This is a genomic window from Phormidium yuhuli AB48, from assembly GCF_023983615.1.
Taxonomy (GTDB): Bacteria; Cyanobacteriota; Cyanobacteriia; order Cyanobacteriales; family Geitlerinemataceae; genus Sodalinema; species Sodalinema yuhuli.
In genome coordinates this window covers 4,668,219-4,685,113 of record NZ_CP098611.1, presented here as the reverse complement: position 1 = coordinate 4,685,113, position 16,895 = coordinate 4,668,219, and the positions used below count along the sequence as shown (strand labels likewise).

14 protein-coding genes are annotated in these 16,895 nt (G+C 53.6%); 8 read left to right on the top strand and 6 right to left on the bottom strand.

Annotated features, from left to right (window positions below):
- Window positions 1-32: 32 nt before the first annotated feature.
- The 3 genes from NEA10_RS20220 to glcD form a co-directional block, all read right to left on the bottom strand.
- On the bottom strand, window positions 33-434 hold the full coding sequence (locus NEA10_RS20220) for a DUF3119 family protein (RefSeq protein WP_252663150.1): 402 nt from the start codon (window positions 432-434) through the stop codon (window positions 33-35).
- A gap of 144 nt (window positions 435-578) precedes the next feature.
- The gene (locus tag NEA10_RS20215) at window positions 579-1,721 is read right to left on the bottom strand and encodes a hydrogenase (RefSeq protein WP_252663149.1); all 1,143 of its coding nucleotides are present in this window, start codon (window positions 1,719-1,721) and stop codon (window positions 579-581) included.
- A 156-nt stretch (window positions 1,722-1,877) separates the two neighbouring features.
- On the bottom strand, window positions 1,878-3,347 hold the full coding sequence (glcD, locus tag NEA10_RS20210; protein ID WP_252663148.1) for a glycolate oxidase subunit GlcD: 1,470 nt from the start codon (window positions 3,345-3,347) through the stop codon (window positions 1,878-1,880).
- Between the two features lie 500 nt (window positions 3,348-3,847).
- Here glcD and NEA10_RS20205 point away from each other — a divergent pair, with 500 nt between their 5' ends.
- The 7 genes from NEA10_RS20205 to NEA10_RS20175 all read left to right on the top strand — a co-directional run bounded on the left by NEA10_RS20205 (window position 3,848) and on the right by NEA10_RS20175 (window position 13,516).
- Window positions 3,848-4,372, top strand: coding sequence for a hypothetical protein (locus NEA10_RS20205; protein ID WP_252663147.1), 525 nt, complete (start codon window positions 3,848-3,850; stop codon window positions 4,370-4,372).
- 364 nt (window positions 4,373-4,736) lie between these two features.
- The gene (locus NEA10_RS20200) at window positions 4,737-6,482 is read left to right on the top strand and encodes a Rieske (2Fe-2S) protein (protein ID WP_252663146.1); all 1,746 of its coding nucleotides are present in this window, start codon (window positions 4,737-4,739) and stop codon (window positions 6,480-6,482) included.
- Window positions 6,483-6,592: 110 nt separating this feature from the next.
- Window positions 6,593-8,383: a translational GTPase TypA gene (typA, locus tag NEA10_RS20195; RefSeq protein WP_252663145.1), complete on the top strand. Its 1,791-nt coding sequence runs from the start codon at window positions 6,593-6,595 to the stop codon at window positions 8,381-8,383.
- Window positions 8,384-8,726: 343 nt separating this feature from the next.
- Window positions 8,727-9,785, top strand: a complete 1,059-nt coding sequence (locus NEA10_RS20190) for a class I SAM-dependent methyltransferase (protein ID WP_252663144.1) — start codon at window positions 8,727-8,729, stop codon at window positions 9,783-9,785.
- Window positions 9,786-9,889: 104 nt separating this feature from the next.
- A complete protein-coding gene (locus tag NEA10_RS20185; RefSeq protein ID WP_445164660.1) occupies window positions 9,890-10,366 on the top strand; it encodes a YbjN domain-containing protein in 477 nt (158 codons plus the stop codon).
- Window positions 10,367-11,125 (top strand): lipoate--protein ligase family protein, encoded by a 759-nt coding sequence (locus tag NEA10_RS20180; RefSeq protein ID WP_252663143.1) that lies wholly within the window; start codon window positions 10,367-10,369, stop codon window positions 11,123-11,125.
- Between the two features lie 57 nt (window positions 11,126-11,182).
- Window positions 11,183-13,516 carry a CHAT domain-containing protein gene (locus NEA10_RS20175; protein WP_252663142.1) on the top strand — a complete coding sequence of 778 codons (2,334 nt, stop codon included), beginning with the start codon at window positions 11,183-11,185 and terminating at the stop codon, window positions 13,514-13,516.
- A 210-nt stretch (window positions 13,517-13,726) separates the two neighbouring features.
- Here NEA10_RS20175 and NEA10_RS20170 read toward each other — a convergent pair whose 3' ends face one another.
- From NEA10_RS20170 to msrP, 3 genes are all read right to left on the bottom strand, one after another.
- Window positions 13,727-14,020, bottom strand: a complete 294-nt coding sequence (locus tag NEA10_RS20170) for a hypothetical protein (RefSeq protein ID WP_159783089.1) — start codon at window positions 14,018-14,020, stop codon at window positions 13,727-13,729.
- Between the two features lie 202 nt (window positions 14,021-14,222).
- Entirely contained in the window at window positions 14,223-15,182 is a 960-nt protein-coding gene (locus tag NEA10_RS20165) for a 3'(2'),5'-bisphosphate nucleotidase (protein ID WP_252663141.1), read from the bottom strand.
- A gap of 69 nt (window positions 15,183-15,251) precedes the next feature.
- Window positions 15,252-16,238 (bottom strand): protein-methionine-sulfoxide reductase catalytic subunit MsrP, encoded by a 987-nt coding sequence (msrP, locus tag NEA10_RS20160; RefSeq protein ID WP_374111817.1) that lies wholly within the window; start codon window positions 16,236-16,238, stop codon window positions 15,252-15,254.
- Window positions 16,239-16,359: 121 nt separating this feature from the next.
- Between msrP and NEA10_RS20155 the strand changes: the two genes are divergently transcribed.
- Window positions 16,360-16,872, top strand: a complete 513-nt coding sequence (locus NEA10_RS20155; protein ID WP_252663140.1) for a DUF4079 domain-containing protein — start codon at window positions 16,360-16,362, stop codon at window positions 16,870-16,872.
- The last annotated feature ends 23 nt before the right edge of the window (window positions 16,873-16,895 follow it).

Genomic DNA, 16,895 nt, shown 5'->3' with positions numbered 1-16,895 from the left:
ACGGACAGATGGGTGGCACTGCTGCTCGGTAACTAGCGGGTAGATTGGGGACAGCGTTGTTCGAGACAGTTGCGTAGCATTTTGGCATTAAACAACACCGGGAGAAAGTGAATGCTATTGACTTCTCGGAAATAGAACAAAATGGGGACTGGCTGCCAAAAAATCTCCCAATTGAGCCATTCGGAGTAGGGAAAGCGACGAATTAGAGAATCGGAACGGTAGACATCCAGGTCAGTTTGGGTAAATTCGAGGCGAAGGGTTGCTGCTTGAACCATTAAGAAAAGCCCAAACAGGGCGATCGCCCCCGCCAGCCAAACCTGCACCAGCATCAAAGGAATCGCCAGCACAACCAAAACTACGGGAATGACGTAACTCGGGGCCAGTTCAACGATGGGTTCAAGGTCAACGCGAGTTGAGGGTGAGGTAGAAGTCACAAGCAAATCCCCTAAAAACAACAAGCAGCCGCTGGGCGATCGCACCTCGCCCGCATCTGACGATCACATTCTAACCAGTCTGAGAGGGCCAATTCCAGGAAGAGAGGGGGTCATGGGGTGAGGCAATCCCCCCTCCGCTGTTCCTTAGCTACGGGACTCTAACCAAACGCGCAACCCTTCCACTCGTAGGGATTTGCCACGGGTTCCGCAGTATTGACCATCTCCCATAACCGGGGTATCGCCCATGTTCTGAATATGTCCAGAATAGCGGATGGTGTACTGGCTCGCGGCATCTCCGGTGAGGCGAATGGCAAAGCCTTCCACTTGCCGGTTTTCCCCCCGACTGCCGAGATATTGTCCTTCCGGTACCCAGGGGGTGTCCCCGACGCCAGAAATGTGAGCCATATATTCCAGTTTCAAATCAGCAATGGCATTAGCGATACGAATTTGCAGGCCTTCCAAGCCCCGAGATTGGCCTCGGGTTCCGGCAAACTCTTTAGACGCAAATTGGCGATCGCCCAATCCTTGAATATGAACTAAGACGGTTAAGGGCAAAGAACCGGTTTGGACTCCCCCAGTGAGACTTTTAGCCCCGAAGACAATCAAGGGTTCGTCTTTTGAGGATGTCGGTTGAGGTGGGGCCGGTGGGGCTGGTTTCACCGCTGATGTTGCCGTGGCATCCCCCCACATGAGTAAATCCGCCCCGCCACTAATTTGGGGACGGACTTGTTCGGACTTGGGAGTGGGAACAGTTTGCGAGGCTAATGGGGTTGTGGCTGGGGATGTTGATGTGGTTGCTACAACGGGTTCAGGGGTCACTTGACTGACGTAGAGTTTGCCTCGGGAGGCCGCGATCGCAATGGTTTGGCCAAAGATTTTTTCTAGGGTTGGCTGGAGGGTGGCCCATTGGGCATCCGTGAGGCGATCGCCCTCATCCACAGCCTTGAGAAGTTGGGCCACGGGATGTTTACCGCTGAGTAAGTCGTTGACATCTGGTGGCAGTTCATTCGCCGGAGCGTTGCTAACCTGATTACGGAATAAGCGAACCTGCTGTTTGAATTGAATTAACGGTTGGAAGCCCGGCTGTTCTCGGTGATCGAGGGCATCGAAGCGGTCTAAGAGGGCGATCGCCTGGGCTTTGGCATCTCCTGTAGTTGCGGCGGGTTGGGATTGTAAGAGGCGTTTGACCTCTCCCCAACTCATGGCATCATTGATGGGCCCGAGTTGAGCAATTTGCGCTTCTAAACGGGTCAGTTGATTCAGTAAAACGGTTCGATCAGGTTTCATAATCTCAAGCAAGCATCAGATATCAATACACGAGTGGCGATCGCCGATGACGGTCTAATCAGACGAACCGGCTGCACTCTCAGAAGTTCCCCGAAAGGCATTGTAGCCCGCCATCATCCCAGTGCGATCGCCCAACACCAGACATCAACCAGCCCACTAAAACTGCGGTACACCGGGATAAGCCTTCGCCTTGGGGTGAACTGCCCCCTCACCACAGGTGCGAGGGGTGGGAAAAATCTTACCGGGATTGGCTAACCCCTTGGGATTCCAGGCATCTCGTACCCATTTCATCGTATCGAGATCCGCATCCGTAAACATTTCTGGCATATAACAGCGTTTATCGGCCCCAATCCCATGTTCTCCAGAAATCGATCCTCCCGCCTTGACACAGAGTTTAAGAATCTCACCGCCGACTTCTTCGACCTCCTCCAACTGGCCCTCCACGCTATTGTCATAGAGAACCAACGGATGCAAATTCCCATCCCCAGCGTGGAAGACATTAGCGATGCGATAGCCACTGCGTTGACTTAGGGCCTCAATCTCCCCTAGCACCTCCGCCAAGCGAGTGCGAGGAATCACCCCATCCTGAACATAATAATCGGGGCTGAGATGGCCCGCCGCCGCAAAGGCTGCCTTCCGTCCCTTCCAGAGTTTGGCCCGCGTCTCGGCATCCTCTGCCACCGTCACCGTTCGCGCCCCATTCTCCCAACAGACTTGCGTCACTCGTCGCGTCACCTCCGCCACCTCAGCATCCAAACCATCGAGTTCCACCAAGAGGATGGCCTGGGCATCCCGAGGATAACAGCCGGTGGCGACCACATCTTCGACGGCATTGATACTGAGGTTATCCATCATCTCCATCCCCGCCGGCACAATCCCCGCCGAGGTAATCGCCCCCACCGCCGCCCCAGCGGCTTCAATACTGGTAAAGTCAGCCAAAACCACGGCGATGGATTCAGCAGTTTTGAGCAGTTTTAGGGTAATTTCTGTGGCGATGCCCAGAGTTCCTTCTGACCCCACAAACAGCCCAGTGACGTCATATCCTGGCATTTCGGGAATCTCGCCACCAAGTTGCGTGATGCTGCCATCAGGAAGCACAACAGTCAGGCCTAAAACATGATTAGTGGTGACTCCATATTTAAGACAGTGAACGCCACCGGAGTTTTCTGCGACATTACCGCCAATCGAACAGATAATTTGGCTAGAGGGATCTGGGGCGTAGTAGAAGCCAGCACCACTGACGGCTTGGGTGACCCAGTTATTGATGACTCCCGGCTGGACAATCACCCGCTGATTATCATAGTCAATATCGAGGATTTTCCGCATCAGGGCGGTGACGATGAGGACACTATCGGCTTCTGGGAGTGCGCCTCCTGAGAGTCCGGTTCCCGCGCCACGGGCGACCCAGGGCAGGTTGAGGCGATCGCACAGGGCCACGGCTTCGGCCACCTCTTCTGTTGTGCGGGGAAGGACGACAAGGGCAGGTTTTTGCCGGTAGCTGGCCAGTCCATCACATTCATAGGTGAGGAGTTCTTCTTTGCGACGAATCACCCCTTTTTCACCCAGGATGGCTTCAAAGTCTTTGGCGATGCGTTTCCAGTTGGGGGAGGTTTGTGTGGAGAACATAGGGGACAAGTGTCGTTTTGTGACTGAGGGGATGGATTGGAGTTCAGCTTCCCCATTTTACCGCGAGCGGTCTTCCCCTAGAGGTTATGGGTGTTTATCTTCTCAGATATCTTCTAATATAGGTTGTCCCCAACCTTCATGATCCGTCCCTCAAGCTACTCGAGTGGTGAGAAGATATTTTTTCTCGGGGCTGCGGTGTTAGCGGCACAGCAGTGCTATCCCTCTTTATTCTGTTTTTGGGATGAGCCAGATAATTATTTATCTCTATCTGAGGTGGGTCATTTTGTTGTGGCTTTGCGTAAGTGTTTTCAGGGTCAAGAACAGGGCAGTCAAATTTGAATGACTTCCCATAATCCTGAAGCAATTGAGCGATTTTCTCGAGAAAATACCTGGATCTTAGATCGTAAAAGTCATCTGGAACCCACTTTAATTCGCCGAGCGGATAAACTCAATCTATCCGGTGATTTTTTAACGGGTCTGCGCTCTGGTGAAATTCAGTTATGAGCTGTAACGTTTATCAACCTCACCTCCTAATTTTACCAGAAGATGAAGCAAATAAAGATATTGCTAATGGCTTTCAGCAGAGTTTTTCTGTTAATGAAAGAAGTCTGCAAATCCTACCCTATGCTAGAGGTTTTTCAGATGTTCTAAGACAGTTTGAAACAAGTCAAGCTCCCGGTTTACGGCGATTCCCTCCACGACGAATCTTGTTATTAGTTGATTTTGACGATCGAGGAGTTTCAACGCCGTCCGAGTTTTCGGCGATCGCAAGACGACTAGAGTATATTAGAGGTGAAATACCTGACGATCTGGCTGAGAGAACTTTTGTAATGGGAGTTAGGAATGAGCCGGAAACGTTACGGACTGAGGTTAAGATGGGATTAGAAGCAATTGGTCGAGAACTAGCGCAAGATTGTCCACAGGAGAAAAGTTTTTTGTGGAACCATCCCTTGCTTTGCCATAATGAACCAGAACGAGACCGTTTGCTAAAATCCTGTTCCGATTTTCTATTTAGGAGTTTCTAATCTGAAAGCGGCTACGACTAGAATGGTCATACTGAAAGTTGGGATTAGACAGGTTTGTCTTTCTTGTTGCTGAAAGCATGGTTTCAGTTTCAGTCTAGAATGGGGGGGGCTGCAAATTCTTGGGGGAAACGGCTCCTAAACCTGCATATGGGATGTTTAGCGGGTGATGGTTGTTAGCTAGAGCGATCGCCAAAAGGACTAGAGTAGCGATGAACGGCCGTTCTTGGGTTCTTTAATCCCATCCGAAGCCCAACCCCGGGAACTGGCATCTTGCTAGAATCAGAACGTGAATCACGTTCAGTTTTCCCGACCCCGGGGGAGTTGACCGAGATTTCCCTAACCTGTTGCCACAGCGAGTTAACCCATGGTTGTCAGCCAAACCTCAAGCCAACATTGGCATCATGCCACCTCCCTCAACACCGTCAAAGAGAAAGGCTGTGTCTTAGTGCCGCTTGAGGGGCAGCAAATCGCCCTCTTTTACAGCGAGGGACACGTCTATGCCATTGATAACCGCTGTCCTCATATGGGATTCCCCCTGCAAGGGAGTGTCTGCAAAGAGGGGATTCTCACCTGTCCCTGGCATTATGCCCGCTTCGACCTCGCCAGTGGTGGAACCTTCGATTCCTGGGCCGATGATGTGCGGGCCTTTCCCCTGAAACTTGAAGCCGGGGAGATTTGGCTGGATCTAACCCCCCTAGACGATCGCCAATCCCATTATCGCCAACGTCTCCAAGATGGCCTAGAACAGACCATTTCCCTCGTCATCGCCAAATCCGTCATCGGTTGCTTAGCCGAAAACCCCAACCCCCGGGACCCCTTCCGCCTGGGGTTGGCCTTTGGAACCCGCCACACCAAACAGGGTTGGGGAAGTGGCTTAACCATCTTGACGGCGATGATGAATCTACTTCCCTATCTGGAAGCGGGCGATCGCCCTCAGGCCCTCTATCAAGGACTCTCCGCCGTCGCGCGGGACAGTTCCGGCGCCCCACCCCATTTCTGCCTCCATCCTCTCCCTCAAACTCAGGTTGAGTTCGCCACCCTCAAACGCTGGTTCCGCCAATTCGTCGAACGCCGCGATACGGAAGCCGCCGAACGCTGTCTCATGACGGCGGTTCAGGGACAATGTCCTCCCCAAGACATTGCCGATATGTTATTTGCCGCTGCAACCGATCACCGCTATCTCGATGGTGGCCATACCCTAGACTTTATTAATAAAGGATTGGAAGCCTTAGATTGGCTTGAATGGCAAGACGCCGAATCAACCCTAGCCAGCCTGGTTCCCGGCTTAACACAAGCCACGCGAATGGAAGAGTCTAGTTCCTGGCGCTATCCCCTGGATTTAGTGGATATCCTGGAAACCGCCTTTGAGGAGTTGCCCGAAGTTTTAGCAGCGGGGCGATCGCGCTCCTGGGCCGGCGACCCCGAACTGGTGTCATTACTCCTAGCCGACAATCCCCAAGCCACGGTCCAGGCGATGCTGACGGCCCTAAAACAAGGCTGTCCCCCGGCCCAACTGGCGGCCCAAGTCACCCAGGCCGCCGCCATGCGAGTGGCCCAATTCAACACCAATAACGATCATCGGGATTGGGACGCCGCCCATCATCCCTTCACCTACGCCCATGCCGTACAACGGGGTTTAGAGCGATCGCCCACCCCGGAACTGCTACGAGGGGTCTTTGACGGGGCCATGGCCGTCTACCTCAACCGCTTTCTCAACGTTCCCCCCGCCCGTCTTCCCAACCCTGACAACCGCGTTAGCCAGCCCCAGGACTTACTCCAATCTCTAGGAGAACAACTCGATCGCCAACAACAGGTCGCCGCCAGTGGTAAGTTAGTGGCCCAATACCTCTATAGCGGCGGAGACCCCCAGGACTTACTGGCCACCCTAGCCAAACTGATGCTTCGTGAAGACCGCAACTTCCATGTCATCCAATCCCTCGAAGCGGCTTTCCGTCTCTATAACCAATTGGGCAATTCTACCGCAGGAATCAGCGTCCTAGTCGCCGCCACCCGATATCTAGCCGCCCATTCTCCCACCGTGCGATCGCAGGCCCAAACCTATACCATTGCCCAACGGCTGCATCAGGGCGATCGTCTCGATCAAGGTTAAGCGGCGTCAAAAATTCTCGACCCGCTTGACCCAGCGATCGCCCACGGATCAGCTACAATTGTTAAGAAATCTGTCAATTTGTTAATAGCGCACCGTCTGGACGCTTCCTTATGTCTCTCCCAATTCGCAACGTTGCAATTATCGCCCACGTTGACCACGGCAAAACCACCCTGGTTGACGCACTCCTCAAACAATCCGGCATCTTCCGCGAAGGAGAAGACGTTCCGGACTGTGTAATGGACTCCAACGACCTCGAACGAGAACGCGGTATCACCATCCTCTCCAAAAACACCGCCGTTCACTACCAAGACACCCTAATTAACATCGTCGACACCCCCGGACACGCCGACTTCGGTGGCGAAGTTGAACGAGTCCTGGGCATGGTAGACGGCTGCATCCTGATTGTAGATGCCAACGAAGGGCCCATGCCCCAAACCCGCTTCGTCCTCAAAAAAGCCCTAGAAAAAGGCCTGCGTCCCATCGTCGTCGTCAACAAAATTGATCGCGGCCAAGCAGACCCCCATCTCGCCGTCGACAAAGTTCTCGACCTCTTTATCGACCTCGGGGCCGACGACGACCAATGTGACTTCCCCTATCTCTTCGCCTCGGGCCTCGGCGGCTTCGCTAAAGAGAACCTCGACGACGAAGACAAAGACATGCAGCCTCTGTTTGAGGCCATCCTCGGTCACGTTCCCCCACCCATCGGCGACCCCAACAAACCCCTGCAACTGCAAGTCACCACCCTCGACTACTCCGACTACCTCGGTCGCATCGTCATCGGTCGCATTCACAACGGAACCATCAAAGCCGGACAACAAGCCATCCTCCTGCAAGATAGCGACCAAGTAGTCAAAGGCAAAATCACCAAACTGATGGGATTTGAAGGCTTGGCCCGAGTTGAACTCGAAGAAGCCACCGCTGGGATGATTGTAGCCGTCGCCGGCTTTGCCGATGCCAACATCGGCGAAACCATCGCCTGTCCCGACGAACCCCAGGCCCTGCCCCTCATTAAAGTCGACGAACCCACCCTCCAGATGACCTTTTTGGTCAACGACTCCCCCTTCGCCGGCCAAGAAGGGCAATTTGTCACCTCTCGCCAACTGCGCGATCGCCTAATGCGAGAATTAGAGACCAACGTGGCCCTGCGCGTCGAACCCACCGACTCCCCCGACAAATTCGCCGTCTCCGGACGAGGTGAATTACACCTCGGGATTCTCATCGAAACCATGCGTCGGGAAGGCTACGAATTCCAAGTCTCCCAACCCCAGGTCATTTATCGGGAAGTCAACGGACAACCCTACGAACCCTTTGAACTCCTAGTTCTCGACGTTCCCGAAGACGCCGTCGGCGGCTGCATGGAACGCATCGGCGAACGAAAAGGAGAAATGCAAGATATGCGCATGACCGCCGGCCGGTCACAGTTAGAATTTGTCATCCCCGCCCGAGGATTAATCGGCTTCCGGGGAGACTTCGTGCGCATCACTCGCGGCGACGGCATCATGAACCATAGTTTCCTAGAATATCGTCCCCTTTCAGGAGATGTAGAAACCCGCCGTAACGGAGTCCTCATCTCCTTTGAAGAAGGAGTCGCCACCTTCTACGCCCTGAAAAACGCCGAAGACCGGGGTGTGTTCTTCATCGAACCCGGAACCAAAGTCTATAAAGGCATGATTATCGGTGAAAACAACCGTCCCCAGGACTTAGAATTGAACGTCTGCAAAACCAAACAACTAACCAACCATCGCGCCGCCAGTGGCGATGAGTTAGTGCAACTTCAATCTCCCATAGACATGAGTCTGGAACGGGCCTTAGAATACATCGGCGCCGACGAACTCGTAGAAGTCACCCCCGAGTCAATTCGTCTACGCAAGATGTCCGCCAAGAAATTAGCCCGTCGCTAAATAAGACATTCAACAATAGACAGTAAATAACCCGAAAAGCCACTATTGGCAATATATTCTAGTTATTTACCGTCTTGTTTAAATTGACTAAAAAAAGGTGTATTGATGAAGGTTCCATCGATGCACCTTTTCTATTGCCTAGGGCGACCATAAAGGTACGCCCCTACCTTGTTTATGTTCCCTGTTCCCTCTCCCCCCTATTGCCTATTGCCTATTGCCTATTGCCTTCTGTTCCCTGTTCCCTGTTCCCTGTTCCCTTCTTCCCCCCTTGCCTCCCTGCCTCACAATTGTTACATTTATTCATAATATTGACTAAATCCTGGCTCCCAAGGGACGCGCCGTTATGACAGACACGCTGACGAAACTGGCCTACCAAACCTTCCAACAGGGCAAAAGCTACTTCGGCGTTGCCCATAAAGCCCTCAGTACCCAACTTGAGCAACTCGCCGTCGGGAAACGAGACAACGAGATCTTTCCCCTGTCCCCAGACGTAGTTGAACGCATTTATAACAGCCTCAATCAAATCATCGAAACCGACTGGAACGATGCCGAAACAGGGATTTATCCCGTTGAGACTCTCTTTGACAACTCCTGGGGAGACTTTTTCCAATACTATCCCCTCGTTTGGCTAGATTTACCCAAAATTTGGGACCGCGTCCGTAACAAACAATATCAATCCTTCGACTCCCAAATCGACCTCAACGACTACCCTAAATACTATCGGCAAAACTTCCACCATCAAACCAACGGCTATCTCAGTGACTTGTCAGCCAACCTCTACGACGTTCAGGTAGACATCCTCTTTAACGGGGCCGCTGATGCCATGCGTCGCCGCATTTTAGCCCCCCTCAAGCAAGGATTAAGCCACTTTGCTGAGGTTCCCCCCAGTCAAATTCGGGTCTTGGATGTGGCGACAGGAACCGGACGCACCTTGCGCTTCCTACGCTCAATGTTGCCCAAAGCGGCCCTGTTCGGGACAGACTTATCCCCCGCCTATCTGCGGAAAGCTAATCAACTCCTCTCACAACTTCCCGGTGAACTGCCCCAACTGTGCCAAGCTAACGCCGAAGATCTCCCCTACGGCAATGAACAGTTCCATGGCGTCTCCTGTGTCTTTACCTTCCATGAACTGCCTGGCCCCGCGCGTCAGAACGTGATTGACCAATGCTATCGAGTCCTCAAACCGGGGGGAACCTTCGTGATTTGTGACTCGATTCAGAAAGACGACGACCCCCACCTCAATCCCCTACTCCATAACTTCCAGACAACCTTTCACGAACCCTATCACCGCAGTTACAGTGAAGACGATATGACCGCACGGCTTGAAAGGTCGGGATTTGTGGAGATTGCCACACAACTACACTTCATGAGTAAATACTGGGTGGCCCACAAGCCGGCCTAGGGCAAATCTTGACGGGGAGGCGGGGACAAGCCCCAAATCCCTGGTCAATTGCTAAACAGAAGCGATAGAGTGGATTTGGCAACTGAGATCGTGAGGTACTTCCCGTGACCACAGAACAAGAGACAATGCAGGACCAAATTCTTACGGATGACTGGAGTGGGGAGAATGATGTCGTTAACTATCCCCAAGAAATTGAAACGGTCATTTCCAGCTTGGCCAAAGACCAAAAAGCCATGGTGGGCCATAGTGATGATGCCTATGCTTGGAAGTTCCAATATGGCAGTGTGGACGTCTTCGTGCAACTGACCGGGGAGACGGAAGAGGATATGTTTACGGTTTGGTCTCCAGTCTTAAAGCTGCCCGCCAAGGATGAACCTAGCTTAATGCGTTACTTACTGCAAATGAACTGGGGAAGCACCTTTGAGTCCCGGTTTGCCATTGTTGAGGACCAGGTGGTGGTCTTGTCGTCGCGGACGGTGGCAGACTTGAACCCTGGGGAGATTTCTCGCTCGATTACGGTGGTGGCGACGATCGCCGATGATAATGATGAGGACTTACAGGAGAAATACGGAGCCTCCTAGGTGACCTCTTCCCACAGTTGCTGGCGGCTAATTCCCCTCCTGGATGCCCCGGGAGGGTTTCACATGGCGGCCGATGCTTGGCTGTTAGAGCAACATCGTCGGCAAGGTCATCCCCCCAGTCTACGCTTCTATACGTGGTCTCGTCCTACCCTCTCGTTAGGCTATCATCAGCGCCGCTATCCCAGGGATTGGCCCCAGGTGAGGTGGCAGGGACAGTCCATCCCCTGGGTGCGACGGCCCACGGGAGGACGGGCAGTTCTCCATGATGGGGATTTAACCTATAGTGTGGTGTCTTCCGGTTGGCAGGGTCGTCGGGAGGCGGTCTATCGTCAACTCTGTGGCTTTTTACAACTGGGATGGCAACGGTTGGGGGTTCCGTTGAGGTTTGGCGATCGCCCCCCCTCGGGCCACAATCCCAATTGCTTTGCGACAGCCACGGCGGCCGACTTAGTCACCCCCCAGGGATATAAGTTCATTGGCAGTGCCCAACTCTGGCGTCAGGGGGCTGTCCTACAACATGGCTCGATGCAACTGGCACCCAATCCGACCTTACAGGCTCAGTTGTTTGGGTCCCATGAGCGGCCACCCTCTCCTGCGGAACATCTCCCTAAGGACATTAACTATCTCGTTAGCACCCTAACTCAAGCCGCTGAAGAGACGTTTGGCGTGAGCTTCCAGGTGCAACCCTTTTCCCCGGAGGAAATCACCGCCATTGAAGCCCAGGCGACGACTTGGAGAGTGGCTCCTCAGCCGCCATGACCTCAGGCAGAGGCATTAAGATAGAGACAATCAGGCAAACCATAAAGCGCGCACATCGTGACTCAGGAATTTCAGGTCTCCATAACCCCCGTTGGCGTCGATGAGTATTTACTGCGTACCGAACGGGTTGAACCGGGCGTCCCCTTAGCGGAGGAACAAACGGTGTGGAACCTCGATCGCTGGATGCAGCAGGCTCAGCGGTTGATGAATGATCCGGTGTCGGGCTTGTTAACTCAACCTGAGACCGCGACCTCGCCCATGTTGTCCAATCTGGCGGCCCTGGGGCAGGAGTTATATGATGCCCTATTTTGCGGGGATATGCGCGATAGTTGGATGATGGCCCAGGCGATCGCCCAAAATCACCAGCAACCCCTACGCCTGCGTTTAGGCCTCAAGGGCAATCGCTTACCCAGTTTGCCCTGGGAAGTCCTCCATGACGGAGATTATCCCCTCGCCACGGGCACGAACGTTCTCTTTTCCCGCTATCAGCCTGCCACCAACGGCCTCGCCCCTCCCACCATTGCCAAACCCCTAGACCCCCATCAACAGCTACGAGTATTGATGGCCATCGCCGCCCCAAGCGATCGCGCCAATTTAGAATTAAGCCGCGAAGCCGAAGAACTCGAAGCGGAGTTACGGCAACTCTATAATCAGGGCCGAGTCCCCCAAGTCCCCACCCAGGTTGAGATTCTGCGCCAACCCGATCGCGCCCGCCTTACCCAAGCCCTGGAACATGGCCATTATCATGTCTTCCACTACGCTGGCCATAGTAGTTCTGGAACCACCGGGGGCAATGTCTATCTAGTCAATCAAACCACAGGCTTAACAGAAACCCTCAGCGGCGATGATTTGGCGGGCCTGCTGGCCAACAATGGCATTCAACTGGTGTTATTAAACTCCTGTCGGGGCGCTCATAGTGCCGGAGGACTGCAACAGGCAGGAGAACGGCATCTGGCAGCGGCCCTGGTCAAGCGGGGGATTCCGGCCGTGTTGGCCATGGCTGAGCGGATTCCCGATGAGGTGGCCCTGACCTTAACTCGTCTGTTTTACCGCAATTTAACCCGTGGCGCGGTCCCCATCGACCTCAGCGTCAGTCGCGCTCGTCAGGGGTTAATTTCCGCCTATAGTTCCCATCAACTCTATTGGTCTCTGCCCATTCTCTATCTCCATCCCAAGTTTGACGGTTATCTGATTCAACGGACTGGGGAGGACAATCGGGACACGGATGACCCCCCGTTATGGTTGCGGCCCCCTGATGCTTGGCCGGGACTGGGGAACTCTCCCTGCCCTTTGAGCGATCGCCTTGATGATGACACCCTAGGGGAGATGGATGGTTTGGAGGACGGTGAGGTGCTGGCGGGGGGCGATCGCGGTTTCGGATCGTTGGAAGATCTCGCCCCAGGAACAGCAGAGGATGAGGCTGTTGTTCAAGAATTACTAGAAACCCTGGGTCAAGAAACGCCCAAGTCCAGTCCACATCCCCCTGTTCCCCTCTCAACTGACCCGAAACCCTCCCTCTCTGAATCTTCTCAGAGGTCTGAGAGAGGGACGCCACTGCCCTCAACGGCGACATCTGAAACTGGCTCAAAACGGCCAACCTATTCCAAACCCATTATTGTCGGTGTCACAGCGGTATTCGTGCTGGGAGTAGGAGGAGCGATCTGGGGATGGCGCGATCGCCCGCAGACTGACCCCACTCTTCCCCCCAGCCTCTCACATGGGACGAATGAGGATCAGCCGCTGCCGAATAGTGAGCTGACCGCCATGGCGATTCAGGAACTCGGGGCCGGCAACATCGAGACCGGTACGCCTTTGGTTGTCGATTTACTAGCCAGTCATCGTAACGCCCTCAACAGTGCTGAAGCGGCCTTGGCGGTGATTCCCCGCCAAGATCTTGATCGCCCAGACGTCTTATTTCTTAAAGGTCGGCTCGCTTGGCAGAATGTCCAAGTCGGGAATACTCTCTATAGCCTTGATGATAGCCGTCGCTTCTGGCAAGCCGCCGCTCAGCAAGATCCGGACTCTCCCCTCTATGCCCTAGCCTTAGGCTTTGTCTTTTACGCCGAGGACAACCTCACAGCGGCGATGAATCAATTTCAGGGGGCGATCGCCCGCCTGGAGAGAGACAATCCCCCCAATGAGGAACCTCTCGGGGGCATGACTCCATCGGCATTAAGAACTCATGCTTATGCGGGACTGGCCTTGACCTATCAGGGGCAGGCCCAAGGACTCACGGGAACCCGTCGCCAGGAGCGTCAACAACAAGCCCAAGACTTGCGAAACCTAGTTTTACAGCAAGATGCCGAGGGCTTTCAAGCCAGTTCTCTCGGTCGAAACTGGCTCTGGACTCCTGAGACGATCTCGGCTTGGCAACAGTTAGGACAACCCTAATGGAATCTCCGAAATACTCAGAGAGAAACCGATGAAAAGGGCTTTGACTTTGTTTTAAAAGCCGGTTTGAGTAGGCTTCTAAACCGGTGACTAAAATCCTTGGTTAGGTTTTAGTGGTTTTACTTACGTAGATCTGAGAGTAACCAAAAAACTGAATCGGAGGGATATCTCCTGATTCAGTCTCCGTATGACTACGTATAATTTGGGGACTTAGTCCACCCGTTCAAGTTGCCACAAAATTTGGTTTCCCTCTCGGCGAACCCTTGATACGACCCAGTTACGCCACACCCAATGGTCACCACGACTGGTGACGGCACTGGGGTTGATATCAATTAAAGCAGCCAGTTCTGAGCTACTGACGAGGTAGGACTTTGCCGCAATTTCGTCAGCGATATGTAAACTTTCTACCAAATTGCGGAGTTCGTTAACGCGGGAGTCGCCGGATAGAGTCTCGGAGAGTGCTTGACTTCCCAAATCTGTCGAAGATGTAATCGAGTCTGCCATTCCAAAAGTCATGAAAGGGATAAAACGGATCGCCTCTAATTGTAACGTTTCCCGTCCAACTTCGTAACTTAAGTACCCAAAATAAATATAACGTCGCAAAAATACCCCTCAGATGAGAGGGGTAAACAGGGACAGCGACTAGGTGGGAGCAGCTTCTGACCTTTTCCGCGTCCCTCAGAATTTCATAATTCGTAATTAGCGATTAACGTTTTAACGCCTCCAGAACTCGGTCATGGATGATCCCATTGCTGACAATCACCCCCCGAGTCTCTCGCAATTTTACATCACGGCTAAAATCGAGGGGTTGGCCATACATATCGCTGACACGGCCCCCCGCTTCTTCAACCACAATAGCCCCGGCGGCATGGTCCCAGATATTCTCACGGTAATCCGGGCGGTCTGCGGAGGGAAGTCGTAGATAGAGGGCTGCATCTCCCGCCGCCACAACCCCATACTTGGCTTGGGAGTCCATATGCAGGGAAGGGGTAGTAATTCCCACCGCATCCAACAGTTTTTGCTGTTGTTCCGGGTTCCCGTGGCTGGCTTCAACACTTTCGACCACCCGCAGTTTACTCACATCCTCCACCCCACAAACCCGAATCGGTTTTAACTCCCCTTCGGTAATCGCCATCATCTGACTTCCTTCACCACGAACCGCCACAAATAGAGTTCCCGGGTCATCGCTGGTCAGACTCAGGGCCGGACAGACCATGACCCCCACTTTCACCTCCCCATCTTCAATCAGGGCCAGGGCGATCGCATATTGGTCTTGGCGTAAAAAGCCTTTGGTTCCGTCAATGGGGTCTAAGGTCCAAAAGCGAGGGGCCACCTGACCATTACCGCGATCGATCCAGTTGAGAATCTCCGTTTCGCTGGCGTTGGCTTCAATCTCCCGGACATAGGAGACCACTTTCTGACGGGAGGCTTCATATTCGGGCGATCGCAGGGCCGTTGCGTCTTCTTCCCCAACAATGGGATCATTAGGGAACGCTTCCCCCAATGCCTTACAGACCAGAGATTGTGCCCCATAATCGGCGACCGTGACGGGGCTTTTATCGGATTTCTCCATCGCCGGGGGGATATCCTGACGGACACGCTGACAGAGTTTCGCGGCGGCGAGGGTGGCTTGCATCGCCACCTGTTTTTCCTGTTCGTAAGCCATAAAAATATAGAAGGTGTAGAGATTGGCGTGAATCGTTCACGTGAGACAACGGCTGAATCCCCATCCTCATCAGCCATAGAGATGAGCCACAAATTCGCCATAGCCATTGTAATGGAGCGTGGGAACGGTCTCCCAAGAGAAGGACGGCCCCCGACTCACTAAGCGTTCTTGAGCTTGAGACCAGCGAGGATGGGGTTTATCTGGATTGACGTTGGCCACAAAACCATATTCATTGGGGATGAGGCTATTCCAGTAGGTGGCGGGCTGTTCCTCGACAAACTCAATTTTGACAATTGACTTAGCCCCCTTAAAGCCGTATTTCCAAGGCATTACCATGCGGATGGGAGCCCCATTTTGTTTCGGGAGAGTTTCCCCATAGGCCCCTGTGGCAAAAAAGGCTAGGTCGTTGGCCATCTCTTCAATGGTTAAGCCTTCGGTATAGGGCCAAGGGAGGCTATTGGGCCGCCAACCGGGGCCCGGAACCACCTCAGAATCATAGTAGGAGGTGAAGCGGACAAACTTGGCACGGCTGAGGGGGTCCACATCCTCTAGGAGTAACCGCATGGGAAAGCCGGCCCAAGGAACGACCATTGACCAAGCCTCCACACAGCGGAAACGATAAATGCGCTCTTCCGTGGGAAACTTGCGTTTTAAGTCATCGAGATCGTAAGTTTGGGGATTTTTGACCAGTCCCCCCACCTCGACTTTCCAAGAGTCCGTCGGTAGGGCCTGGGCCGCTTTCCAGATGGATTTGTTGCCCCCAAATTCGTAGAAGTTGTTGTATTCGGCGGTTAAGCGACGGGGGGTAATGGTGCGATCGCCCAACTCGGTGGTCGTAAACTGAGGATTGCGAGATAAGGGTTTTAAGGATCTCGTCCCCGCCAGGGAATCGAGGTCTGAGTCATCGGAACTACGACAGCCACTCAAGCCGAGGGTACTAACCCCCACTGAAGCGGCGATCGCACTCTTGAGAAAGCGGCGACGATTCCAAAACACCGTCTCGGAGGTCACATCAGAGGCGGGAAGGGTCCAGGGTTTAGGGATATGAATAAACACGTTAGGAAAAGGCAAGAGGCAAGAGGCAAGAGGCAAGAGGCAGTAGGGGATGGGGTGGTTCTCGTACCGCTTCGCCTCGGACTGCTTTAAAATTACTGAGGAACACTCGGAGAACACCTCAATGATACCCTTTGACATCACATTGGCCAGCGCCTTGGGTGAACAGGTCAGTGACCTGTTAGAACCCATTGCCGCTCAGTTTCGTAGTTTGAATATCCCTGCCCCTATCACCCATTGGGGCCATCCCGTCATGATGGGGATTGTGGCCCTGGCGATGGGCAGTGCGACGGCATTAACCGGTTGGAAAGGCCGCTTAGCTGAGGATAAAGAGGAGTCTCAGAAAAATCGCTCCGCCCATAGTAAAATCTCCAAATTCATGGCATTTTTCATGATGTTGGGCTACACCGGTGGGGTTCTCTCTCTGGTGATGCAACAGCAGCCGATTCTGGAAAGTCCCCACTTTTGGACCGGATCGATGGTGGTGGCGTTACTGGTGTTGCAGAGTCTTACCTCCTTTAAGGGGTTTTGGGGAACGGCTAACTTACGACTGGTTCACGCTTATATTGGCAGTAGCTTGATGGTCTTGTTGGTAGTTCACGCGATTCTCGGGATTCGCTTGGGCCTCTCGATTTAGCTGCGAAGGGTTGGGGGTGGGGC

What these genes read in the sequence shown, in the direction of transcription:
- glcD (WP_252663148.1), bottom strand. Translation starts at nt 3,347, where the DNA reads ATGTTCTCCACACAAACCTCCCCCAACTGGAAACGCATCGCCAAAGAC.
- NEA10_RS20215 (WP_252663149.1), bottom strand. Translation starts at nt 1,721, where the DNA reads ATGAAACCTGATCGAACCGTTTTACTGAATCAACTGACCCGTTTAGAA.
- NEA10_RS20200 (WP_252663146.1), top strand. Translation starts at nt 4,737, where the DNA reads ATGGTTGTCAGCCAAACCTCAAGCCAACATTGGCATCATGCCACCTCC.
- NEA10_RS20165 (WP_252663141.1), bottom strand. Translation starts at nt 15,182, where the DNA reads ATGGCTTACGAACAGGAAAAACAGGTGGCGATGCAAGCCACCCTCGCC.
- NEA10_RS20155 (WP_252663140.1), top strand. Translation starts at nt 16,360, where the DNA reads ATGATACCCTTTGACATCACATTGGCCAGCGCCTTGGGTGAACAGGTC.
- NEA10_RS20205 (WP_252663147.1), top strand. Translation starts at nt 3,848, where the DNA reads ATGAGCTGTAACGTTTATCAACCTCACCTCCTAATTTTACCAGAAGAT.
- NEA10_RS20170 (WP_159783089.1), bottom strand. Translation starts at nt 14,020, where the DNA reads ATGGCAGACTCGATTACATCTTCGACAGATTTGGGAAGTCAAGCACTC.
- NEA10_RS20190 (WP_252663144.1), top strand. Translation starts at nt 8,727, where the DNA reads ATGACAGACACGCTGACGAAACTGGCCTACCAAACCTTCCAACAGGGC.
- typA (WP_252663145.1), top strand. Translation starts at nt 6,593, where the DNA reads ATGTCTCTCCCAATTCGCAACGTTGCAATTATCGCCCACGTTGACCAC.